18 protein-coding genes and 3 pseudogenes are annotated in these 21,719 nt (G+C 64.9%); 8 read left to right on the top strand and 13 right to left on the bottom strand.

What is annotated here, in order from left to right:
- Position 1: 1 nt before the first annotated feature.
- From pyk to ACYP5B_RS18560, 5 genes are all read right to left on the bottom strand, one after another.
- Complete coding sequence (gene pyk / locus ACYP5B_RS18540; RefSeq protein ID WP_459570669.1) at positions 2–1,432, bottom strand: pyruvate kinase; 1,431 nt, start codon at positions 1,430–1,432, stop codon at positions 2–4.
- Between the two features lie 3 nt (positions 1,433–1,435).
- Positions 1,436–2,731, bottom strand: coding sequence for a glycerate kinase type-2 family protein (locus ACYP5B_RS18545; protein ID WP_459570670.1), 1,296 nt, complete (start codon positions 2,729–2,731; stop codon positions 1,436–1,438).
- Between the two features lie 27 nt (positions 2,732–2,758).
- Positions 2,759–4,117: a dicarboxylate/amino acid:cation symporter gene (locus ACYP5B_RS18550; protein WP_459570671.1), complete on the bottom strand. Its 1,359-nt coding sequence runs from the start codon at positions 4,115–4,117 to the stop codon at positions 2,759–2,761.
- A gap of 93 nt (positions 4,118–4,210) precedes the next feature.
- On the bottom strand, positions 4,211–5,179 hold the full coding sequence (locus ACYP5B_RS18555) for a tripartite tricarboxylate transporter substrate binding protein (protein WP_459570672.1): 969 nt from the start codon (positions 5,177–5,179) through the stop codon (positions 4,211–4,213).
- A 127-nt stretch (positions 5,180–5,306) separates the two neighbouring features.
- Positions 5,307–6,383 carry a tartrate dehydrogenase gene (locus tag ACYP5B_RS18560; RefSeq protein ID WP_318237763.1) on the bottom strand — a complete coding sequence of 359 codons (1,077 nt, stop codon included), beginning with the start codon at positions 6,381–6,383 and terminating at the stop codon, positions 5,307–5,309.
- 146 nt (positions 6,384–6,529) lie between these two features.
- On the opposite strand from ACYP5B_RS18560, the gene ACYP5B_RS18565 reads away from it, so the two are divergent.
- Entirely contained in the window at positions 6,530–7,453 is a 924-nt protein-coding gene (locus ACYP5B_RS18565; protein ID WP_267606489.1) for a LysR substrate-binding domain-containing protein, read from the top strand.
- 58 nt (positions 7,454–7,511) lie between these two features.
- On the opposite strand, the pseudogene ACYP5B_RS18570 reads toward ACYP5B_RS18565, so the two are convergent.
- Positions 7,512–7,592 (bottom strand): annotated as a pseudogene (locus ACYP5B_RS18570) (glyoxalase); the annotation flags it as partial.
- A 169-nt stretch (positions 7,593–7,761) separates the two neighbouring features.
- On the opposite strand from ACYP5B_RS18570, the gene ACYP5B_RS18575 reads away from it, so the two are divergent.
- A complete protein-coding gene (locus ACYP5B_RS18575) occupies positions 7,762–8,163 on the top strand; it encodes a hypothetical protein (RefSeq protein ID WP_400095469.1) in 402 nt (133 codons plus the stop codon).
- A 63-nt stretch (positions 8,164–8,226) separates the two neighbouring features.
- Here the strand turns inward: ACYP5B_RS18575 and ACYP5B_RS18580 are convergent.
- From ACYP5B_RS18580 to ACYP5B_RS18590, 3 genes and pseudogenes are all read right to left on the bottom strand, one after another.
- Positions 8,227–9,574: pseudogene (locus ACYP5B_RS18580) on the bottom strand (gallate dioxygenase).
- Between the two features lie 9 nt (positions 9,575–9,583).
- Positions 9,584–10,912 (bottom strand): MFS transporter, encoded by a 1,329-nt coding sequence (locus ACYP5B_RS18585; RefSeq protein ID WP_459570673.1) that lies wholly within the window; start codon positions 10,910–10,912, stop codon positions 9,584–9,586.
- 215 nt (positions 10,913–11,127) lie between these two features.
- Positions 11,128–12,338: pseudogene (locus ACYP5B_RS18590) on the bottom strand (LysR family transcriptional regulator).
- A gap of 144 nt (positions 12,339–12,482) precedes the next feature.
- Here ACYP5B_RS18590 and ACYP5B_RS18595 point away from each other — a divergent pair.
- From ACYP5B_RS18595 to ACYP5B_RS18610, 4 genes are read left to right on the top strand one after another with little or no spacing between them, the layout of a single operon-like run.
- On the top strand, positions 12,483–13,622 hold the full coding sequence (locus ACYP5B_RS18595) for a 4-oxalomesaconate tautomerase (protein ID WP_459570674.1): 1,140 nt from the start codon (positions 12,483–12,485) through the stop codon (positions 13,620–13,622).
- A 25-nt stretch (positions 13,623–13,647) separates the two neighbouring features.
- Positions 13,648–14,676 (top strand): amidohydrolase family protein, encoded by a 1,029-nt coding sequence (locus ACYP5B_RS18600; RefSeq protein WP_459570675.1) that lies wholly within the window; start codon positions 13,648–13,650, stop codon positions 14,674–14,676.
- Between the two features lie 24 nt (positions 14,677–14,700).
- Positions 14,701–15,396 (top strand): 4-carboxy-4-hydroxy-2-oxoadipate aldolase/oxaloacetate decarboxylase, encoded by a 696-nt coding sequence (gene ligK, locus ACYP5B_RS18605; RefSeq protein WP_459570676.1) that lies wholly within the window; start codon positions 14,701–14,703, stop codon positions 15,394–15,396.
- A gap of 51 nt (positions 15,397–15,447) precedes the next feature.
- On the top strand, positions 15,448–16,542 hold the full coding sequence (locus tag ACYP5B_RS18610; protein ID WP_459570677.1) for a porin: 1,095 nt from the start codon (positions 15,448–15,450) through the stop codon (positions 16,540–16,542).
- Positions 16,543–16,589: 47 nt separating this feature from the next.
- On the opposite strand, the gene ACYP5B_RS18615 is transcribed toward ACYP5B_RS18610, so the two are convergent.
- Complete coding sequence (locus ACYP5B_RS18615) at positions 16,590–17,525, bottom strand: LysR substrate-binding domain-containing protein (protein WP_459570678.1); 936 nt, start codon at positions 17,523–17,525, stop codon at positions 16,590–16,592.
- Positions 17,526–17,677: 152 nt separating this feature from the next.
- Between ACYP5B_RS18615 and ACYP5B_RS18620 the strand changes: the two genes are divergently transcribed.
- Together ACYP5B_RS18620 and ACYP5B_RS18625 are read left to right on the top strand one after the other, a co-directional pair.
- Complete coding sequence (locus ACYP5B_RS18620) at positions 17,678–18,493, top strand: aminotransferase class IV family protein (RefSeq protein WP_459570679.1); 816 nt, start codon at positions 17,678–17,680, stop codon at positions 18,491–18,493.
- Between the two features lie 259 nt (positions 18,494–18,752).
- Positions 18,753–19,445 carry a cytochrome b/b6 domain-containing protein gene (locus tag ACYP5B_RS18625; protein ID WP_459570680.1) on the top strand — a complete coding sequence of 231 codons (693 nt, stop codon included), beginning with the start codon at positions 18,753–18,755 and terminating at the stop codon, positions 19,443–19,445.
- A gap of 24 nt (positions 19,446–19,469) precedes the next feature.
- Here ACYP5B_RS18625 and ACYP5B_RS18630 read toward each other — a convergent pair whose 3' ends face one another.
- From ACYP5B_RS18630 to ACYP5B_RS18640, 3 genes are all read right to left on the bottom strand, one after another.
- Positions 19,470–19,928, bottom strand: coding sequence for a CHRD domain-containing protein (locus tag ACYP5B_RS18630; protein WP_459570682.1), 459 nt, complete (start codon positions 19,926–19,928; stop codon positions 19,470–19,472).
- Positions 19,929–20,145: 217 nt separating this feature from the next.
- Entirely contained in the window at positions 20,146–20,871 is a 726-nt protein-coding gene (locus tag ACYP5B_RS18635; protein WP_459570683.1) for a 2OG-Fe(II) oxygenase, read from the bottom strand.
- Positions 20,868–21,428: a methylated-DNA--[protein]-cysteine S-methyltransferase gene (locus ACYP5B_RS18640; protein WP_459570684.1), complete on the bottom strand. Its 561-nt coding sequence runs from the start codon at positions 21,426–21,428 to the stop codon at positions 20,868–20,870. Before ACYP5B_RS18640 ends, ACYP5B_RS18635 begins: the two co-directional genes overlap by 4 nt.
- Between the last annotated feature and the right edge of the window lie 291 nt (positions 21,429–21,719).

The following is a 21,719-nucleotide window of genomic DNA, read 5'->3' on the forward strand; positions in this document are numbered from 1 at the left end:
TTCAGGCGGCTGGCTGGCCGAGCGTTGCGATGCGAAGCAGGTTGGTCGTGCCAGGCGTGCCAAAGGGCATGCCCGCAGAGATCACGATGACCTGCCCCGAAGTGGCAAAGCCCTCGCTCTCGGCTGTGTCGCAAGCGTAGGTCGTCATTTCGGTCACGCTTTCCACCTCATGGATGACGACCGCATGCACGCCCCAGACGAGTGCCATGGCGCGCGCAGCATGTAGATTGGGGGTCATGCCGATGATGGGAGCCTCGGGACGCTCGCGAGACATGCGCATGGCGGAATAGCCTGAGCTTGTGTAAGCCACGGTGGTGGCTACGTGGAGAAGCCCGGCTACGCGGCGCATTGCGCTGCCGATGGCGTTGGCGATGTCCGGCTCCGGCGGGGTCTGCGATGCCTCCATGACCTCCCTGTAGTACGGGTCCGCCTCCGTCTGCACAATGATGCTGTTCATCATCTGCACGGCTTCGACGGGGTATTTGCCGGAAGCGGATTCCGCGGAGAGCATGACGGCGTCGGCGCCATCGTAGATGGCCGTGGCCACGTCGGAAGCTTCGGCGCGCGTCGGTACGGGCGAGCTCACCATGGATTCCAGCATCTGCGTGGCGACAATGACGGGCTTGCCCGCCTTGCGGCAAGCCTGCACGATGCGCTTCTGAATGGATGGCACCTGCTCGGCGGGCATTTCGACCCCAAGATCGCCGCGGGCGACCATCACCGCGTCGGTTTCGGCGACGATGGCATGCAACTCCGCGATGGCCGCCGGCTTCTCCAGCTTGGCGACGATGCTGGCCCGGTTTCCGACAATCTGCTTGATCTCGCGAATATCCTCCGCGCGCTGGACAAAGGACAAGGCGATCCAGTCGACCCCGAGCGACAAGCCATAGTCCAGGTCTTCGCGGTCCTTCGCGGTCAAGGCCGACAGCGGCAGCACGACGCCTGGCACGTTGACGCCCTTGCGGTCGGACAGCACCCCACCGTCGATCACTTCGGTCTCGGCATGGTCCGGCCCGAAGGCCTTTACCCGGAGGCGAAGCTTCCCATCATCGAGCAACAGGTCGGTCTCCGCTTTCAGCGCCGCGAAGATCTCGGGATGGGGCAGCGCAACCCGGCTCGCGTCGCCCGGACGGTCCTTGTCCATGTCAAGCCGGAACGTCTGGCCTTGCACGAGCGTAACGGGACCGTTCCCAAACTGGCCCACGCGCAGCTTTGGCCCTTGCAGGTCCAGCAAGATGCCGATTGGCCGTCCCAGCTCCGTCTCCAGATCCCTGATGAGGTTGAGGCGTGCCTTGTGGTCGGCATGCGTGCCGTGGCTGAAGTTCAGCCGGAAAACGTCGGCGCCGGCCATGAACAGGCGGCGAAGGCTTGCCGCATCGCTGCTGGCCGGTCCGACGGTGGCGACAATCTTGGCATTTCGAGTGCGGCGCATGATCTAGCATCCTTTTCCGGCCGGGCTGGTAATCAGCATGGCGCGAAAATCGTTGACGTTGGTAAGAGTGGGGCCCGTGACGATGGCGTCGCCAAGCGCCTCGAAGAAAGTGTGGCCGTCGTTGTCGGAGAGAAAGGCGTGCGGCGCCATCTCTGCCTGCCAGGCTCGCGAAAGCGTCGTGGGATCGGCGTATGCCCCCGCGATCTCTTCTATGCCATCCACGCCATCCGTATCGGCTGCCAGTGCGAAGACACCGGGGTGGCCGTCCAGCGCAATGGCCAGAGAGAGCAGGAATTCCACATTGCGCCCGCCGCGGCCATTGCCCTTCACCGTGACGGTGGTCTCGCCCCCTGACAGGAGCACGCACGGCAGTTGGAATGGCGCGGTCCCCTGCGCGGCCTGAAAGGCGATGCCGGCCATCACCTTGCCCACGTCGGCAGCCTCGCCTTCGATGCGGTCCCCCAGTACATAGGGCTGGATGCCCGCGGCCGCCGCTGCCTGCGCCGCGGCGGCAAGGGAGATTGCTGGCGTCGCGATCATGTGCACCTCGCTGTGCGCGAGCCGTTCATCGCCAGGCTTGATGGACTCTCCGCCGCCGGACCCCAGGAGACGCTCTGCGCTGGCCGGGAGGAGGATCCCGTAGCGCCGGACGATATCCAGCGCGTCCTGGCACGTCGTCGTGTCGCATACCGTTGGCCCGGAAGCGATATTGACCGGATCGTCGCCGGGTACGTCTGAAATCAACAGCGTAACCACGCGTGCCGGATGGCACGCCGCGGCAAGCCTTCCACCTTTAATGCTGGATAGATGCCGCCGCACGCAGTTCATCTCCGAGATGGTCGCGCCGCTGGCCAGGAGCGCCTGGTTGACGGCGCGCTTCTCGTCCAGGCTGATGCCGGCAAGCGGAAGGCTAAGCAGTGAGGAGCCCCCGCCGGAAATCAGGCAGATGGCCAGATCGTCTTCGGACAGTCCCGAGATCATGTCCAGCATGCGAACCGCGGCGCGCTGGCCAGCCGCGTCGGGCACCGGATGCGCGGCTTCGACCACTTCGATGCGCGAGGTCGGCGCGGCGTGGCCGTACCGCGTCACGACCAGGCCGGCCAATGGGCCTGGCCATGCGCGTTCCAGCGCCCGCGCCATGCTGGCGGCTGCCTTGCCGGCCCCGACGACGACGGTGCGACCGACCGGCGGCTCGGGTAATGCGCACGTCAGGCAGTCCTGCGGGTCCGCTGCGGATACGGCAGTCCGGAAGAGCGACTCCAGGAATGCCTTGGGGTTTTCAATGATGGCGTGTTTCACGATGCGTTACCTGTTTCCGTTCCGGCTTCAAGCGCTCTTGCGGGCGTCGGCTGCATAGTTGGGCTGCAACGGCACCAGCGGGATCGGTTCCTGAGCGACACCCTCATAGAGTTCCTCCAGGTCTTCGGGGTCGACTTCGCCATTGAGCACGCGTTGGACACGGTCCTCATCGAGTGCGCCGACCCACTTGGCGATCGCCATGGTCGCAACCGCGTTGCCGATGGTGTTGGTAATGGCGCGCGCCTCCGACATGAAACGGTCCACGCCAAGCAAGAGCACCATGCCGGCCACCGGAATCTTCCCCAGCGACGCGAGCGTTGCTGCCAGGGTGATGAAGCCCGAGCCGGTGATGCCCGCAGACCCCTTCGACGTCAGCAGCAGCACGCCGAGCACGACGAACTGGTCGGCGAGGGTCAAAGGCGTGTTGGTGGCTTGCGCGATAAAGATTGCGGCCATGGTGTAGTAGATGCACTGGCCATCGGGGTTGAAGGTAAGCCCCGCCGGCACCACCAGCCCAACGACGGGCTTCGACACGCCAACGTTTTCCAGCTTGCGCATCAACTGCGGGATAACGGATTCCGACGAGCTCGTACCCAGCACGGTCAGGATTTCGTCCTTGATGTACTTCAGGAACTTCAGCAAGCTGAACCCGCAGGCGCGGCAGATTGCACCCAGGACGATCAGCACGAACAGCGCGCAGGTCCCGTACATGGTGGCAACCAGCTTGCCCAGCGACGCGATGGAGCCAAATCCGTATTTGCCTACCGTGAAGGACATCGCGCCGAACGCGGCGATCGGCGCGAAGCGCATGATCATGCCGACGACCGCGAACATGGCGTTGGCGAACGAGTCCAGCGCGGCGACGAACGGCTTGCCGCGTTCGCCCAGGTGTGCCAGCGCCACGCCCATGAATACCGAGAACACGAGGATCTGCAGGATGTCGTTCTTGGCGAGCGCATCGACGATGCTCATCGGCACGAGGCTGAGCAGGAAGTCCATGATGCCTTCGTGCTTGACCTGTGCCGTATAGGCGGCAATGCTCTTTGTGTCGAGCGTCGCCGGGTCGACGTTCATGCCATGCCCAGGCTGAACCACATTGACGACGATCACGCCGAGCAGCAACGCGAACGTCGACAGCACTTCGAAGTACAGCAGCGCACGCCAGCCCACCCTGCCGAGATCCTTCATGCTTTCCATCTTGGCGATGCCGAGCACAACGGTCGCAAAGATGATGGGTGCAAACACCATCTTGATGAGGCGAATGAAGATATCGCCAAGTGGTTTGAGCTCGCTGCCGATATGGGGCATGAAGATACCCAGCAGGATGCCCGCCGCCACGGCAATGAGCACCTGAACATACAGTGAGCCTATGAGTCGCCTTTTCATGATGTCTCCTGTGGCGACGCACTTGCAGCGCAGCCTGTCTTGCCTTCATCAACCGGATGCGGCCGACGCCTGCGCGACGGCCGTGCCTCTTGGTCAGTCCATGCTGACGTGCGCTTCCTTGACGAGCTTGCCGAAGCGGGTGACTTCGTCCTTGATCTGGGCCGTCATCTGGGCCGGGGTGTTGCCGACCGGCTCTGCGCCGATGGCAGCGAATTGTTTCTTCACATCGGGCAGTGCCAGGGCCTTGGCGATTTCAGTGCTAAGCCTGTTCACGATCTCAGGCGGCGTTCCGGTAGGGGCAAGGATGCCGAACCAGGAGGCGATGTCGAAGCCGGGCAAGCCGGATTCGGCAAGGGTAGGCACATCCGGCAGTGCGGAAGAGCGCTTGGCCGTGGCGACCGCCAGCGGCTTGAGCTTGCCCGCCTTGATGTAAGGCAGCGCGGACGACGCGGTGTCAAACATCATCGATACCTGGCCGCCCATCAGGTCAGTGATGGCCGGGGCGCTCCCCTTGTAGGGAACGTGGACGATGTTGGTGCCGGTCTGTGCCTTGAATTGCTCGCCGATGAGGTGATGGGCCGTGCCGTTGCCATTGGACGCGTAGGTCAGCTTTCCGGGATTGGCCTTGGCATAGGCGACCAACTCCTGCACGTTCTTGGCCGGAAAGCTCGGGCTGACGACGAGCACGTTCGGCACGATGGCAACGACGGAGACCGGCGTCAGATCCTTTTGGAAGTCGTAAGAGAGCTTTCTGTAGACGTTCGGCGCGATGGTGTGGTGAACCGCGCCCATGAGCAGTGTGTAGCCATCTGGCGCGGACTTCGCGGCGGCGTCCGCGCCGATGGTTGCACCAGCGCCCGGCCGGTTTTCGATGATGACGGGCTGGCCTAGCGCCTGCGTGAGCTTTTGTCCCACGGCGCGGGCAAGGACGTCGGTGGTGCCCCCCGGGGGAAACGGGACAATGAGGCGAATGGGCTTGGTGGGATATGCCTGGGCGAAAGCGGTGCCGGCGCCGAGAGCGAGGGCGAACGCAGCCACCGCAGTCCGGATAACGGATTGCATGCCTGTCTCCTGATGGCATTCTTGATTGGCCGGCCCACTCAGGGCCGACTCGGTGCGGGGCACCTGTGCCGGTGCTAGCCCGCTAGCTGTTTGATGCGGCGCGGCGAGCCGCGCTTCCTGCTCAGCCTCAGGCCGCCTTCTTGACCTGGTTGGCCAGCACCTTGCAGATGGCTTCGGTGACCGACGCGGTGGTCGCGTTGCCGCCCAGATCCGGGGTGAAGACGCCGTCCGCGGTGATCTGCTCGATGGCTGCCATCAGGCGGTCAGCCGCGGGCTTTTCACCCAGATGCTCAAGCATCATGGCCGCGGTCCAGAAGGTGGCGATGGGATTCGCCACGCCCTTGCCCGTGATGTCGAAGGCGGAGCCGTGGATCGGCTCGAACATGGACGGGAACAGGCGCTCCGGGTTCAGGTTGGCGGTCGGCGCGATGCCGAGGCTGCCGGAAAGTGCCGCCGCCAGGTCGGACAGGATGTCGGCGTGCAGGTTGGTCGCGACCACCACGTCCAGCGTATGGGGCTTCAACACCATGCGCGTCGTCACGGCGTCGACCAGTTCGCGGTCAACCTTGACGTCCGGATAGTCCTTGGCGACTTCGTAGAAGATCTCGTCCCACATCACCATGCCGAAGCGCTGCGCGTTCGACTTGGTCACCAGGGTAAGGTGCTTGCGGGGGCGCTTTTGCGCGAGCTCAAATGCGAAGCGGTGGATCCGTTCGACACCGGCGCGCGTGAAGACAGCGGTTTCCGTGCCGGTCTCGATGGGCAGGCCACGGTGGGTACGGCCGCCGTTGCCCGCGTACTCGCCTTCCGAGTTCTCGCGGATGATGACCCAGTCGATGTCCTTGCCATTGGCCAGCGGGCTCTTCACCCCTGGCAGTACGCGTGCGGGGCGTACGTTGGCGTACTGGTCGAAGCCCTGGGCGATGGGTAGGCGCAGGCCCCACAGCGACACGTGGTCGGGCACGTTCAGTGCACCGACGGCACCAAAGAAGATGGCGTCGAACTGCTTCAGGCGTTCAAGCCCGCCTTCGGGAATGTAGTAGCCTTTTTCCAGGTAGTAGTCGGAGCTCCACGGGAAATGCTCGACGCTCAGCTTGAAGCCGCCATCTTGCCCCGCCAGGGTCTCCAGCACTTGCAAACCGGCAGAGATGACTTCCGGGCCGATGCCATCGCCAGGGATGGCTGCAATCTTGTATTCACGCATAGCGTTGCTCCTCTCATTGTTTTCCACACACCGAAGGCCGCTTTCAACCGCCAGGTATGCCGGCGCCTTCTGTGACCTAACTATCGTTGAAAACTGAGGGAGTAAGATGAACTGGATTTCAAACTAATATTAACTTGGGGTTGAAGATGGGACATCCTTCGGAACTTGCCTTCTTCGCTGGCCTGGCCAAGGCGGGCAGCCTGTCAGCGGCCGCGCGTGAGCAAGACGTCACACCTGCGGCCATCAGTAAACGGCTCGCTCAAATGGAGAAGCGGCTTGGGGTGCGGTTGCTGAACCGGACGACGCGGCGCATCGGCCTGACCGCCGAGGGAGAGGTCTACCTCGAGCACGCCCGGCGCCTGCTCGCGGAGATCGAGGATCTCGACCAACTGATCTCCAGCAGCCATGTGGCGCCGCGTGGGACGTTGCGAGTCAACGCTCCGCTGGGATTCGGGCGAACCTACATCGCGCCTGCGATATCCGATTTCGCCAAACGGTTTCCACAGATGGAGGTGCAGCTACATCTGACGGACAGGCCAATGAACCTGGGGGATGAAGGATTCGACATCGGGATACGGTTCGGCGAGATTCCGGACACACGCCTGATGGCACGGAAGATTGCTGACAACCGGCGCCTGGTCTGCGCCGCGCCCTCGTATCTGAAAGCACACGGCACGCCGGTCACGCCACACGATCTGACGCAGCATCAATGCATCGTGCTGCGCCAGAATGACTCCGCGTATGGCATCTGGCGCTTCGTCAAAGGCAAGAAGACGGAAACGGTGAAGGTTCGCGGCGCGCTGAGCAGCAATGATGGCGAAGTCACGCTGACGTGGGGCCTTGCCGGGCAAGGGATCCTGCAACGCGCGGAGTGGGACCTTGCCAAGTACCTCCGAAGTGGCCGCCTGGTCTTGCTGCTCGAAGACTATGCCTTGCCACCAGCCGACATCTTTGCCGTCTTCCCGGAGCGGCTGAACATGTCGGCCAAGGTCCGGGCGTTCCTCGACTTCCTGGTTGCCCACTTTGAAGGGAAACTGCTTAGGGCACGTGGGGGTACCTCTTCCTGGTAGACGGCTGGCCACGCGCAGTCATCCGGACAGACTACGGCCGCCTTGGCAGACCTCCACGTCAGATGTGGGCGAGCACATTGATCAGTTTGCCAAATGGGTCGCGAACATAGAAGCGCCGCACGGCCCACGGCTCGTCAGAGTTGTCGCTGTGGAAACCACGGATGGGCATTTTGAGTGGCTCGCACAAATGGTTCCCCATCGATTCGCCCACTCCTCGCAACAGTGAATTGCAAACCGAGGGTTTTCCCTTGGCGCGACGTTGGCGTAGATTACTTACTCCAATCGGCCTTGCCAAGGAAGCGAACGTCATGCGACTCACACCCGAAACCCTGCTCCCGACCCAACACGTGACGACGGAAGACGTCGTCACGGCTATCCGTCACCAGGACATCGTCGAGGCCTACACGGCAACGAGCGCTTCGCAACGTGTCGCCGTGCTCCACATGCTCTACCCGCGCACCGACGCCCGCACGCATCGCAGCCTCGACGCGCTTGTCAACGCGCTGCACGTGCATGGCCTGCACCAGGTCGCGGACATGGTGGAGAAGGAAGCGCATTACCTGGTGTTCAAGGACCCCGCCAAGGCCTGGAAGGCGCTGCACGAGATCCGCCATGACTCGCTCGCGATCGGCGTGCACCTCTATTACAAGGGGCAGTCCGGCGCGGCGGCCGAGGCTGCGCTGGATGTGGATGCGCATCGCGCGGGCTAATGGGTTGTTGCCCTTGTCGCCAGTCCAGCGAATATCCTCTGGCAATTTGCTCGCCCCGCTGCTTTAGTCCGGCTTGACTACGGGCGCCACCGCGTCCGGCTGCGCGCCGGGGCTTTGCCACGCGGCGCCCTGGCCAGCTGTGGCGGCAGTGCCGCTTACCGAGTAAAGCGCGCCGGGCGCGTTGCGGGTCTTCTGGAAATCCGCGAGCGACTCGCCGCGCATGGCGGCGTAGATATGGAGATTGGAGACGCCGCTGACCGCGCCGAGCTTCTCCAGCAGGAAGAAGATCACGCCGTAGTGGATCATCCCGCGCCAGTCGCGCTGTGAGATGAGGTCGCGCTCCTGCGCGGTGAGTCCGGATTCGTCGTACGTGGCGGCGGGATCGGCCAGGAAGCGGACGCGGAAGTCCGGCTGCACCAGCTGATGCAGGTAGCGGTTGATGCGGTAGGCCCGCACGCTGGTTTCCAGCGTGAAGGGATACGTGCCTTCCAGCGCTTCGATGCCGCGCAACTGGTGCCCGATATGCTCGCGCTGGCGCTCGGCGCGCGCCGCCACGCGCTCGGGGTCCGTGCAGGCTTGGTTCTCGTAGACGGCCACGGCGATGCCGGTCATGGAGGGCAGGTAGTAGTCGCGATGGATGCAGCGGATGGCGTTGGACATGGCGCCGCGCATGACCATCCACATCACCACCTCGGCGCTCTCGAAGCCGCCCAGCTTGGCGTAGTCGGCGTGGGTGAGTTCCAGCAGCGCCTCAGGGTCGGATTCGAACAGATCCAGGAAGCGGTGATCCCACGCGGTGTTGTTGAAGCCGGCGCGTTCGCCATGCACCTGGTGCGAGAGCCCGCCGGTGGCCACGATGGCCACGCGCAGGTCTTCCGGGTAGCTCTCGATGGCGCGGCGCAGCCCCTGCCCCAGCTTGTAGCAGCGGCGCGCGGACGGCGCCGGGAACTGCAGCACGCCGACTTGCAGCGGCACGATCCTGACAGGCCAGCCATCGCCGTGCGGCAGCAGGACCGACAAGGGCGAGAAGCAGCCGTGGTCGAGCGCCTTGTCCTGGAAGAAGGACATGTCGAACTCATCGGCCATCAGCGATGCGCCGATGTGCCTGGACAAACCAAGATGGCCACCGATGGCGGGCAGCGCGCGCGGGCCGCCGCCTTCATCGGCCGCGGCGTAGGACTCGCCGACCCCGAGCGCGAATGCCGAGTAGTGGTCGAAGAAGAAGGATGTCACGTGGTCGTTGTAGACCATGACCAGGACATCCGGCCTGGCTTTGGCCAACCATTCGCTGAACCGGCGCGTACGCGGCAAAGATCGGAGCCCAGGCGGGATCCTGCTGCTTGCCCGCATCCAGCGCGAAGCCGATGGTGGGCGTGTGGGATGACGCGATGGCGCCGATGATAGTGGCCATGTTAACGACTCAGGCGGGTACGGCGCGTTGCTGCACCTTGGTGGAAATGATCGATATCGCGGCCATGGCCGCGGGGACGGCAAGGATGGCAATGACCGCGCTGAAGCCCCAGCCCAGGCCGAGCAGCACGCCGCCAGCCATGGACCCGGTGATGCTGCCGAAGCGGCCGATGCCCAGCATCCAGCTCACGCCGGTGGCGCGCACCGGGGTGGGATAGCACCCGGGGGCGAAGGCGTTCAGGCCGGTCTGTGCGCCGCTCATGCAAAAGCCCGCCATCAGCACGTAGAAGGCAAACAGCGTGGAGCTCACATTGCCCGAGGCCAGCAGGAGAATCCATGCTGCGCCGCAAACGTAGGCAAGCGCGATGACCTTGTTGGCGGCGCGGCGGTCCATGTAGAACCCGACCACGAGTGCGCCAACAGTCCCGCCCAGCTGGAAGAGCGCGGTGAGGTTGGCGGCGCGCTCGATCGGCAGTCCTGCGTCCTTGATCAGGGTCGGCAGCCAGCCGCTGAGCAGGTAGATCACCAGCAAGCCCATGAAGTAAGTGAGCCACAGGGACAGTGTGATCCCACGGTAGCCGGGCGACAAGAGCGTGCGCACGGGTTGCGAGGTGGGCACCGGCGGCTCGCTGATGGTGAACTCGGTATTGTCCGCAATGTTGCCCCCGCACACGCGGCGCAGGGTACGGGCGATCTTCTCCGGGGCCGCTTTGCGCACGGCCATGAAGCGCACGGATTCCGGAATCAGCAGCATGTAGACCGGCAGGCAGATCAGCGGCAGCGCGCCGCCCACCATCAGCACCGTGCGCCAGCCGTAGTGCGGCAACAGCGCGGCGGCGCCGAAACCGACCAATGCGGAGCCCAGGTTGAAGCCGGTGAACATGGCGGCCAGCAGCGTGCTGCGGGAGCGTTCCGGCACGTATTCCGAGAGCAGCGTGGTGGTGCTGGGCATGGCCGCGCCCAGGCCTAGGCCCGTGAGCAAGCGCAGCAGCGACAACGTCACGATGCCGTCGGAAAACGCGCTCAGCAGGTTGAACGAACCGAACAGCGCGATGGAGCCGATCAGCAGCTTCTTGCGGCCAAAGCGGTCGGAGAGCGGGCCGACCAGCAGCGCGCCGATGGCAAGGCCGAGCGGCGCAGCGCTCATCACGATGCCGAAGCTGGCACGGGAGATGCCCCACTCGCGCGTGATGTCCGGGGCGAGGAAGCCCATGATGGCGACATCCATGCCGTCGGTGGCGACGATCAGGAAGCATAAGCCGAGCAGCAGCCACTGGTAGCTCGACATTTTTCTATCATTGATGTGGGCTCGGATATCGAGCCGGGGCCGTGCAGTCATGCCGTCTCCTGGTGAACCCGAACGCGGGTTCTTATCGTTCATCTGACTAATGGCCAGAATCGCCATGCTGGGTGTGGGCGCCAGCGCAACGTTCATGGCAAGGCTAGTCTACGATCCGGGCGGTCTGCATGTATTGCTTTCGGCTGGCGGGGCGTTGCCATCTGCTTATCGATGCACGGGCGGCTAGCGCCGCGGCACCGGCTGCGGCGTGGACTTCAGCGCCAGGCCGCGCTGCAGGTGCGCAGCTCGGCAAGCAGCGCGTCGGCGCCGGGCGAGAGCCGGGCGCCCGCGCGGGTCGTGATGCCGTTGGGTGGCTCGCGCCGGGTATGGGGAGATCGAGCACGCAGAGCGATCCTTGCTCGATCTCATAATGAAGCTGGTGGGCAGACAAGGCAGTGATCATCTCGCCGCGCAGCAGCAGGCCGCGCAATAAAGCCAGGTCTCCGGTTTCCACGAAGGGTTGCGGCAAGGGCCGTCCCTGCTGCACAAAGTAGCCGTCCAGCGCCTCGCGCAGCGGTGAGCGGGCACGGGAGAGCACCCACGGGTAGGCCTCGACATCGCGCAGGGTGAGCCGCCGCCTGGATGCCAGCGGATGGTCGGCGCTGGCAATCAGCGCCATCCGGTCCTCGAACAGCGGCTCCATCGCCAGACCCTGGGCGGAGCCCGGCCGCAAGGCGCCAAGGATCAGGTCGATGCGCCCGCTGAGCAGCCCCGCGGTCAGTTCCTCATAAGGACTCTCGAGCGAGCGAAAGCGCAAGCGCGGGTGGCGCGCGTGCAGCCCGGCGATGGCGGCCGGCAGCAGCTGGGTGCGGCCGAGTGGCAGCGCGCCCACCGTGACCACGCCCTCCAGCACTCCGCTCAGTGCGGCCACGTCGGCCTTGATATGGCGCAGTTCCGCCAGCACGCGCTCGAACCGCACCATCCAGCGGTCGCCCACGTCCGTGGGAATCATGCCGCGCGCGGTGCGCAGGAACAGCGGCTGCCCCAGAATCTCTTCCAGCCGCGCCACCGCCTGGCTGACGGCGGATTGCGAAATGCCAAGCACCGCGCCCACGCTGGGCATGTGGTGTGCCTCGGCCAGCATGGTGGCGACTTCCAGCCGGCGCTCGTTGTAGAGCGATTCGAGGCTGGCGACAGCGCCGCCATGCCGGCTGCGCAGGCGCAAGGCTTCGTCCCGGACCTCTCTGAGGATGGCGTCGATCTGCTGCACGCGGAGCAGCACTTCTTCTCCGGCGCGGGTCAGCAGCATGCCCCGCCCTTTGCGCTCGAAGAGCTCTACCTCCAGGCTGCTCTCCAATGCGCAGACCGAGCGCGCGATCGCTGACGACGCGCGGTGCAGCGTCTCCGTTGCGCGGCGCACGCCCCCTGCGGCAGCCACGCCGGCAAACACATAAAGGTGATGCAAGCTGATCGGGGAAAGATCCATCGGGTGCCTGAGTTTCGCCTTCGTTGTGCTTTCGGTTCGCCAAGCCAATAAGAAGATTGGAACACTGGCCGGGTCAGAAGGCAACCCACCGCAAGGGCTTAGCGCCAATACTCGCCCATCATCGACGTACGCGGATCGTGTTCCATGAATGACCTCATCGCTTCGGATCTCTTGCCGGTACCGTGCATCCTGATGCGTGGCGGCACGTCTCGCGGCCCCTTCTTTCTCGCCGCGGATCTGCCTGCGCAAACCCCTGCGCGAGACCGCGTGCTGCTGGCCGCCATGGGCTCGCCGGATCCGCGTCAGATCGACGGCCTGGGTGGCGCGCATCCGTTGACCAGCAAGGTTGGCATCGTGGGGCGCGGCGTGCCGGGCGAGGTCGATCTGGAGTTTCTTTTTGCGCAGCTCCAGCCCAGGACAGATACGGTGGACACCACGCCCAACTGCGGCAACATGCTGGCCGCCGTGCTGCCGTTCGCGGTGGAGTGCGGCTTGCTCAAGCCTTCCGGCGATGTCACCCGTACCCGGGTGCTCACCCGGAATACCGGGATGGTATGCGACATCACCTTGCAGACGCCGGGTGGCAAGCCGCACTACGCAGGCGATGCACGCATCGATGGCGTGCCCGGTACGGCCGCGCCCATCGTGATCGATTTCCTGGATACGGCGGGGTCCGTCTGCCCTGCCCTGCTTCCCAGCGGCAATGCGCTGGACCGGTTGACGGTCAGCGACGCTGCCACGGGCAAGACGATCACCGTGGACGCGACGCTCATCGACAACGGCATGCCGATGGTCCTGCTACGCGCCAGCGATCTCGGGCGCTCCGGCTATGAAAGCGTGCAAGCCCTGAACGAAGACGCGCCGCTGAAGGCCACGCTGGAGGCGCTGCGCCTGAAAGCAGGACATCGCATGGGACTGGGCGACGTCACCGCCAAGAGCTATCCCAAGATGTGCCTGATCGCCCCGCCGCGTGCCGGCGGCAGCGTTGCCACACGCTGCTTCATTCCGCACGTTTGCCACGAGGCCATCGGCGTGCTGGCGGCCGTGACGGTGGGCACCGCTTGCGTCCTGCCTCAAACGGTAGCGCAAGGCATCGCCGACATCCCCGGCAGCGGCCCTGTCCATGCCATCAGCGTTGAACACCCCACCGGCGAGTTCACCGTCGAGCTGGAAACCGATCCCACGCGGCCGAACACCATCGCGCGCAGCGCGCTGGTTCGCACCGCCCGACCCATCATGCGCGGCGAGGTCATGATCCCCGCCGCTGCATGGCCTGCAACCTGAACGTACACGCTTAGCACACGTCTTTATGATCATCGATTGCCACGGGCATTTCACTACCGCGCCAAAGGCGCTGGAAGACTGGCGCAAGCAGCAGATCGCCAACCTCGCCTCGCCCAGCCTCGGCCCCTCTGCGTCAGACCTGCATATCAGCGACGATGAGCTGGTCGAAGCCATCTCCTCCAACCAGCTGCGCATGATGCGGGAGCGCGGCTCCGATCTCACCATCTTCTCGCCACGCGCATCGTTCATGGCGCACCACATCGGCAACTTCGAGACCAGTGCCACGTGGTCGAGCCTGTGCAACGCGTTGTGCTACCGGGTCGCGGAACTGTTCCCGGATCACTTCGTGGGTGCGGCCATGCTGCCGCAGTCGCCGGGCGTGGACACGCGCACGTGTCTCGCTGAACTCGAGCGTTGCATCGTCGAATACGGGTTCGTGGGCGTGAACCTGAACCCCGATCCTTCGGGCGGCCATTGGACCTCGCCGCCGCTGTCGGACCCGTACTGGTATCCCATCTACGAGATGCTGGCCGCGTATGACGTGCCGGCGATGATCCATGTCAGCACCAGCTGCAATGCGTGCTTTCACACGACCGGCGCGCACTACCTGAACGCGGATACCACGGCATTCATGCAATGCCTGACCAGCGATCTGTTCAAGCGGTTTCCCACGCTGAAGTTCGTGATTCCGCATGGGGGCGGCGCGGTGCCTTATCACTGGGGGCGCTTCCGTGGCCTGGCGCAGGAGCTGAAGCTCCCTGAGCTTGAGGCGCATCTGCTCGGCAACATCTTCTTCGATACGTGCGTGTATCACCAACCCGGCATCGACCTGCTCACCCGCGTGATCCCCGTCGACAACATCCTGTTTGCCTCCGAGATGATCGGCGCGGTACGCGGGATCGATCCGCGCACCGGCCACCACTATGACGATACGCGCCGCTACGTGGACCAGGCGGGCCAGCTCACGCCGCAGGAGCGCCACAAGATCTTCGAGGGCAACGCCCGCCTTGTGTATCCCCGCCTGGACGCCCGGCTCAAGGCCCGCGGACTCTGACACTGAGAACATAAGGAGACTGTAGTGAATCCCTCTCAAACCCAGCTTGGCGTGGTCCGGCGCCATATCGAACGGGCACATCCCGAAGCGGTGGCGCGCCTGTCTCGCTTCGGCGTGGCGACCGTGCACGAAGCGATGGGCCGCCTTGGCCTGATGAAGCCGACCATGCGTGCGGTGTATGCCGGCGCGGCCACGTGCGGCCCGGCCGTCACGGTACTGCTGCAGCCCGGCGACAACTGGATGCTGCATGTGGCGGCCGAGATGATCCAGCCCGGCGACGTGGTGGTCGCCGCCTGCACGGCAGACAGCACGGACGGCTTCTTCGGCGACCTGCTGGCCACGTCCTACCGGGCGCGCGGCGCCAAGGGCCTGGTCATCGATGGCGGCGTGCGCGACGTCAAGGACCTGACCGCGATGGGCTTCCCCGTATTCAGCCGCGCCGTGCACGCCAAAGGCTGCGCGCGCGCCACGCTGGGCTCGGTCAACGTGCCGGTGGTGTGCGCGGGCGCCTTCGTCAATCCGGGCGACGTGGTGATCGCCGACGACGACGGCGTGGTGGTGGTGCCCGCGGCCTGCGCCATGGCCGTGGCCGAGGCTGCCGAAGCACGCACGGCCAACGAAGCCGCAAAACGGGAGCGCTTCGCCGCCGGCGAGCTGGGACTCGATATGTACAACCTGCGCGACGCCCTGGCCCGCGCCGGACTGCAGTACCTGGATTGAGCCAACCGCCCGCAACCAGCGGGCTCTGACAAGAAGAAAGGAGGAGTCAACATGAGAAAGCTGCGCCCCTTAGCGCTTGCCTTGTTTTGCGCGCTGCCGGCTTTGGCCTCGGCCCAGTCCGTCACGCTGTACGGCGTGGTCGATACCGGTGTCGAGTACGTGAATCACATCGGTGCCGCCAGCAACAGCGTCACGCGCATGCCGAACCTGAGCGGCACGGTGCCGTCGCGCTGGGGCCTGCGTGGCACCGAGGACCTTGGCGGCGGGTTGAAAGCGAACTTCGCACTGGAGTCCGGCTTCGGGCCGGATACGGGGGCGTCCAACCAGGGGGGACGGCTGTTCGGACGCCAGGCATGGGTGGGGCTGAGCAACAACTGGGGCCAGATCAGCTTTGGCCGCCAGTACACCATGCTGTTCTGGGCGATGCTGGACTCCGACATCCTGGGGCCGAACGCCTATGGCTCCAGCTCGCTGGACAACTACTTCCCCAACGCCCGCGCCGACAACGCCATTGCCTACAAGGGCAAGTTTGGCGGGCTGACGGTGGGCGCCACGTACAGCTTTGGCCGCGACACGGTCAACGCGGGGCCGAGCCCTTCCGGCACCAACTGCGCCGGCGAGAATGCCGCTGACAGCAAGGCTTGCCGCGGGTGGTCCGCCCTGCTGCAGTACGAAACCAACTGGTGGTCCGTCTCCGCCGCGTACGACTCGCTGCGCGGCGGGCCCGGCGCATTCGGCGGGCTGACCAACAGCAACTTGAAGGATGACCGCCTGGTCCTGGGTGGTTACGTGCTCGCCGGCAACGCCAAGGCGGGCCTGGGCTGGGTCGCCCGTCGCAACGAGGCGCTGACGGCGTCGCGCAGCAACCTGTATTACGGCGGCGTGTCCTACGATGTCACGCCCACGGTAAATGTCGCGGGCGAGCTGTATTACCTGAAGTACCGCAACAGCGCGGACAAGGCATGGCTGGGTGCCCTGCGCGCCAGCTACGCGTTCTCCAAGCGGACCTCGGTGTATGCCACGGCCGGCTATATCGCCAACGGTGGACAATCGGCGCTGTCGGTGAGCAGTGCGGGCACGGGTACGGCGCCTGCTCCGGGCGGTAAGCAGTTGGGTTCGATGGTTGGCATCAAGCATATCTTCTGATGCTTAGTGCCCCCGCGCTGCGCCGGGGGCATCCACGATCTCCACCGTCAGCCCGGATGACCGCCCTGAACAGGGTGAGCGGTCTCATTGCGCATCCATTGGCTAAACGCCAGGATGCGAGGGTCCTGGCTGCTGCGCTCCGGATAAACGAGATGATAGGCATACTCAGGCGCTATGCTGACGCCAATCTCGAATAGCCGCACCAACCGGCCCTGGGACAGGTCATTGGCGATCATGGGCAGTTCCACCAAGCCAATCGCGGCGCCGTCGATCACGGCCTGCACGACATGGCTCGAATCGGAAAAGGCGACGCACCGGCTGTCGTCAAAATCATCGACGCCGGCGGCGGCCATCCACATGCGCCAGTCGGGCCAGACCATGCCGTCGACCGGGCAGTCGACATAGCACAGCGTGTGGCCGAACAAGTCTTGCGGTGTTTGCAGCCTGAAACCGGCTTCGCGCAGTTTCGGGCTGCAGATCGGGACGACGACGGTGTCGAACAGCCGGTCCGAGCGCGCGCCCTCAACGGATCCGGCGCCAAAGCGGATCGCGATATCGATATCGTCCACGTCGAAATCCCGTACCTGATCGGAAATATCGAATATGAGTTCCAGCGTGGGGTTCGCGGCCCTGAACCGTGCAAGCCTGGGCAGCAACCAGTTGGTGGCGAACACCGCGCCTAGCGAGACGCGCAGATGTGCCGGCCCCCGCGCCGTTCTCCGGGCCCGGCTGGTGGCTCGCTGCAGGGTGTCGAGCGCGTCGGCAGCCGCCTCGAACAGTACGGCGCCGGCCGGCGTCAGCTGGATGCTGCGGCTGGTGCGCGCGAACAGGGTGATGCCCAGCTGGTCCTCTATCTCCTTGATCTGGTAGCTGACCGCCGCCGGCGTCAACCCCACCTCCTGCGCCGCGCGCGTGAAGTTCAGGTGCCGCCCGGCCGCCTCGAAGGTCCTCAGTGCTCGTGTTCCCGGCAGCATTCGCTTCATCGATCTTCAAGCCGTATTTAATGATCCGGCAAGAAATACTCGTTTCTCAAAGCCTGGTCAATAGCAGATAGTTGCGGCAATCCATGCGCATGGGTGCGGGACGCGCCCCTCGCCAAGCCCGCTCCACGCAACTACCCGAGTGAAACCTGTCCATGTCAGCTAGCCCGTCTTCTTCTATCGTTCAACGCAATGGCCTGCCGGCTACCATCGAAGCGTTGGCACCTCTCGCCTTCGCGGGCTATGCGCACTTCACCGGGATGCAGGTGCGTGGAGGCCGGGTCCGTGGCTTGGATCTCCATCTCGAGCGGCTGAGCGTGGCCTCGATGGCGCTGTTCGGTCGCGCATTGGCCGACGATCAGGTGCGCGCCTATCTGCGCGCGGCGCTGGCGTGCGCGCCAGCGGACGTCTCGCTGGTGGCCACGGTGTACTCGCCGGCGGGTGAGTTCACCGTGGCCGGCGCGGATGTCGAGCCGGAAGTACTGGTCCGTACCGGGCCGCCCGCGTCCGGCCCGAGGGGCCCGCTAGCATTGGCGACTGTCGCCCACGAACGGGTGCTGCCAGCCCTGAAGCAGGTTGGCGAAGTGGCCAAGACGTATTTCCTCCGTCAGTCCGTCGGGCAAGGTTTCGACGATGCCGCTTTCGTTGACCGTCAGGGGCGCCTGAGCGAGGGAACGATCTGGAACCTGGTCTTCTGGGACGGCGAAACGGTAGTGTGGCCCGAGGCCGAGATGCTGGCCGGCACGACCATGGGCATCGTCCGCCGGCAACTGGATCGCCTCGGTATCCCTCAGCGCGTGCAGCCCGTGACGCCCGCCGACCTGCCTGGCCTGGCCGGGGCGGCGGTGATGAACTCCTGGACGCCGGGGGTGACGGTAAGCCGGATCGGATCCGTGGCCATGCCTGAGGCGCCGAGCTTCCTGGCGCCGCTTCACCGGGCCTATCAAATGGAAGAACCTGTCTTGCCGTGAGAGCCGGCGGTGGCCGCACGCTCACTGCATGAGCATGGGCAATGCCGCCACCAACGCATCGACGGCGAGACAGACCTTGCGCGGCAAGTCGGCAAGATCGTGGTGACGGTTTGATGGAACGCCATCGCCGGCGATTGCCCATTGTCGCGGATTGCGGTTGAATGACTCCGTTGAGGTCTACGTCGCCAGCCGTGGCAGTGGCTTGTGGGCAGCACGCGAGCATTGACTCGGACCGGCTTACCTGCGGGAGGGCTGACAGATGAAACCTGACGAACCACTCACACCCCCGGGGCAACCCGATCGTCGCCCCGTGCTGGTCTGGGACGCGCCGACACGGCTGTTCCACTGGCTGGCGGTGGTGCTGGTAGCGGGGGCTTATGCGACCTGGCGGCTGAACTGGATGGACTGGCATATCCGGATCGGCGAAACACTGCTCGCGCTGGTGCTTTTCCGCTTGCTTTGGGGCTGCTTCGGCAGCGAAACCGCGCGGTTCCACACCTTTATGGCCTCGCCCGCCGCCGCGTTGCACCATCTGCGGCACGTGCTGCGCCGCGAGGCCGACCTCCAAGTCGGCCACAACCCGGCGGGCGGGTGGATGGTGTTGTTGCTGCTCGCTTTGATGCTGGGCGAGACGCTCAGCGGGCTCTACATCAACAACGACATCGCGGACAAAGGGCCGCTCACCGAATGGGTTCCCGCATCGGTCGCCAATGCGATCACGGCGCTGCACACGATCCTGTGGGACGCGCTGCTGGCGGCGGTGGCGTTGCACGTGCTGGCCATCGCGCTATACGCGGCGGCCAAGGGTCACAACCTGCTGCTTCCCATGCTGACCGGCCGCAAACAACTGCCGGCGCGCATCGCCGCACCGCGGCTGGCGTCCGCGATGCTGGCGCTGCTTCTGCTGGGGGTTGGCGCCGCCGCAGCGGCGCTTCTCACGGCGTATCTCTGAGCTGATCTGAGCCCAAGCGCGGCGTCAGTTGCTCTTCGGTGGCAGCACCTGGCCGCGGATCTCGCCGGCGGGATGATCCTTGGTGTGCACGTTGATGTACATTTCGCCGGCAAGGAACTCCTGCGCGTCAGCTGGGGCGAGCGTGGCCTGGCCCTTGAGGGGACTGGTGACCGCGCCACCCTTCCCGGAGAGCCAGACTTTCACCCCAGCGTTCTTGCCCGCCGTGGCGGGCCCGTGGAAATGCGCCATGGTGGCCTCGCTGGGCAGGCCGCTGACCGTGACCGTCCAGGTGACAATCCGTGAGGTGGGATCGTAGGTGAGGTCGGCGGAACCGCTGCCCTTGGTCTCGACAGGAGGCACCTCCTGCGCGCCGCTGAGCGGCACGGTAAACGAGAGGGGCGCCGCATGCGCCAAGGTCATTGCCCCCGCCAGGGCGAGGCCGGAGAGCCACACTTGGGGCCACCGCGATATCGAAACACGCATTTGATTGTCTCCTGTCCGGTTCTGCATTGGTTGAACAGCGGCCGCCTGCTGTTGTTGCATGGCGGCGAACGTACCCGATGCCGGCGCTACCCGGCTGGCGGCACGAGTCCGAGAAAAGGATAGACCGGGCCGTCTATCAAATCCAGGACTGTCGTTGGCAACCAGATCGGCGCAATCGGCTAGCGCTTTGCCCGCTTTGCGGAGGGTCTTGGAACGCTTAACGCGAATCATGAAAAATCAGGCCCACGGCATGCCGGCGGCCGCTGCGGATCCGGCTCACCCCGTGTCGCATGGTGACCTTGCGGATACCGCCGCGTTTGCCGGCATCCGGGCGCTGGTTGACGGTGAATACCACGGCGTCTCCCTGGCGCAGCGTCACCACGTCCGCGCGTTGCCGGCCCGGCGAGTTCTCCGTCATGACGAACTCGCCGCCAGTGAAAGAGGTCCCTGGCTCAGACAACAGGATCGCTACCTGCAGCGGGAAGACGTGGTCGCCGTACAGATCCTGGTGCAGGCAGTTGTAGTCGCCCACGCTGTATTCGAGAATCAGCGGTGTGGGACGTGTCTGCCCGGCCTGGTGGCAGCGAGTCAGAAAGGCGTCCAGCGCATCCGGGTACTGCACGTCGATGCCAAGTTGCCGATTCCAACGGTTGGCGATGGGAGCCAGGCGCGGATAGAGCGCATGGCGCAGGTTGTCCAGCAGCGGTGGAAGCGGATAGGCGAAATACTTGTACTCACCCCGGCCGAAGCCGTGGCGAGCCATCGCGATGCGGGTGCGGAAGCGGTCTTCCTGGGGATACAGGGCGCAGAGTTGCCCGCACTGCGCCTTGCTCAGCAAGGTCGGCAGAACCGCGTTGCCATAGCGGTCAAGCGACTGCTCGACCGCTCCCCAGTCCAGCTTGGCTGCCACATCCACGACGGCTTTTGCGATCCGGGCATTCATTGCGTGCGTTCCTTCGCGAGCAGCGTGCGCTTGCGCTCCACGCCCCAGCGATACCCGGAGATCGAGCCGTCACTGCGAACGACGCGATGGCAAGGAATGGCGATGGCAAACACATTGGCAGCGCAGGCACCGGCGACGGCCCTCACGGCCGCGGGGGCGTCCAGGCCCGCGGCAACTTCACTGTAGCTTCGGGCCTGTCCTGCGGGGATGGCGCACAGCGCCTTCCACACGTTTTGTTGGAAGGGCGTTCCACCGATATCCAGGGCAATGACGCCTTCGGCGACGTCTTTGTCGATGAAGTCAATCAGCTGACGCAAGTCACGATCGAGGGATTCGGCGTCCTCCTCTCTCTCAACTTGCGGGAAGGCGTTGCTGAGCTGAGCGCACAGCCCTTCGGCATCGGAATCGAGAAAGATCGCGCACAGGCCATGCTGACTGCGTCCGACTAGGACCAACCCCTCGACGCTCTGGCCGATGGCGTAGCGCACGGGGCCGGCGATCTCGCTGCCGGGCGCGCGGAAGTTGTACTGGAAGAGGGAAAGCGGGTTGGATTTCATGGTCATTCACCTGGTGTGCCAAGAGATGTAACCAGTTTAGAAAGCAAGAGGCGAATCGGAACTCCGCTCCTTGCGGTTGAATTCTTGCGCAAGCGAGGGCCTTCAGACTGCTGACTAACCGGAAGCATTAGCCGAAGCCGCCAAGCAGGCCAACGCCGCGCGCCATGACGACGGCTGTCGCTCCCTCTCCCCTCAGGGCTTAGGTGTGCCCACATTTTTTGAACAACTAGCTGTTCTCCCTACACCCATCTCCACCGGACAGCTATTCATCCTGCTGGAATATCCGATACA

Source organism: Cupriavidus sp. 8B (assembly GCF_054589115.1).

Excerpts from the sequence above, each read along its gene's own strand:
- ACYP5B_RS18615 (WP_459570678.1), bottom strand. The coding sequence starts at position 17,525 with ATGAAGCGAATGCTGCCGGGAACACGAGCACTGAGGACCTTCGAGGCG.
- ACYP5B_RS18560 (WP_318237763.1), bottom strand. The coding sequence starts at position 6,383 with ATGCGTGAATACAAGATTGCAGCCATCCCTGGCGATGGCATCGGCCCG.
- ACYP5B_RS18635 (WP_459570683.1), bottom strand. The coding sequence starts at position 20,871 with ATGAATGCCCGGATCGCAAAAGCCGTCGTGGATGTGGCAGCCAAGCTG.
- pyk (WP_459570669.1), bottom strand. The coding sequence starts at position 1,432 with ATGCGCCGCACTCGAAATGCCAAGATTGTCGCCACCGTCGGACCGGCC.
- ACYP5B_RS18565 (WP_267606489.1), top strand. The coding sequence starts at position 6,530 with ATGGGACATCCTTCGGAACTTGCCTTCTTCGCTGGCCTGGCCAAGGCG.
- ACYP5B_RS18555 (WP_459570672.1), bottom strand. The coding sequence starts at position 5,179 with ATGCAATCCGTTATCCGGACTGCGGTGGCTGCGTTCGCCCTCGCTCTC.
- ACYP5B_RS18600 (WP_459570675.1), top strand. The coding sequence starts at position 13,648 with ATGATCATCGATTGCCACGGGCATTTCACTACCGCGCCAAAGGCGCTG.
- ACYP5B_RS18620 (WP_459570679.1), top strand. The coding sequence starts at position 17,678 with ATGTCAGCTAGCCCGTCTTCTTCTATCGTTCAACGCAATGGCCTGCCG.
- ACYP5B_RS18595 (WP_459570674.1), top strand. The coding sequence starts at position 12,483 with ATGAATGACCTCATCGCTTCGGATCTCTTGCCGGTACCGTGCATCCTG.
- ACYP5B_RS18640 (WP_459570684.1), bottom strand. The coding sequence starts at position 21,428 with ATGAAATCCAACCCGCTTTCCCTCTTCCAGTACAACTTCCGCGCGCCC.
- ACYP5B_RS18630 (WP_459570682.1), bottom strand. The coding sequence starts at position 19,928 with ATGCGTGTTTCGATATCGCGGTGGCCCCAAGTGTGGCTCTCCGGCCTC.
- ACYP5B_RS18585 (WP_459570673.1), bottom strand. The coding sequence starts at position 10,912 with ATGACTGCACGGCCCCGGCTCGATATCCGAGCCCACATCAATGATAGA.
- ACYP5B_RS18610 (WP_459570677.1), top strand. The coding sequence starts at position 15,448 with ATGAGAAAGCTGCGCCCCTTAGCGCTTGCCTTGTTTTGCGCGCTGCCG.
- ACYP5B_RS18575 (WP_400095469.1), top strand. The coding sequence starts at position 7,762 with ATGCGACTCACACCCGAAACCCTGCTCCCGACCCAACACGTGACGACG.
- ACYP5B_RS18550 (WP_459570671.1), bottom strand. The coding sequence starts at position 4,117 with ATGAAAAGGCGACTCATAGGCTCACTGTATGTTCAGGTGCTCATTGCC.
- ACYP5B_RS18625 (WP_459570680.1), top strand. The coding sequence starts at position 18,753 with ATGAAACCTGACGAACCACTCACACCCCCGGGGCAACCCGATCGTCGC.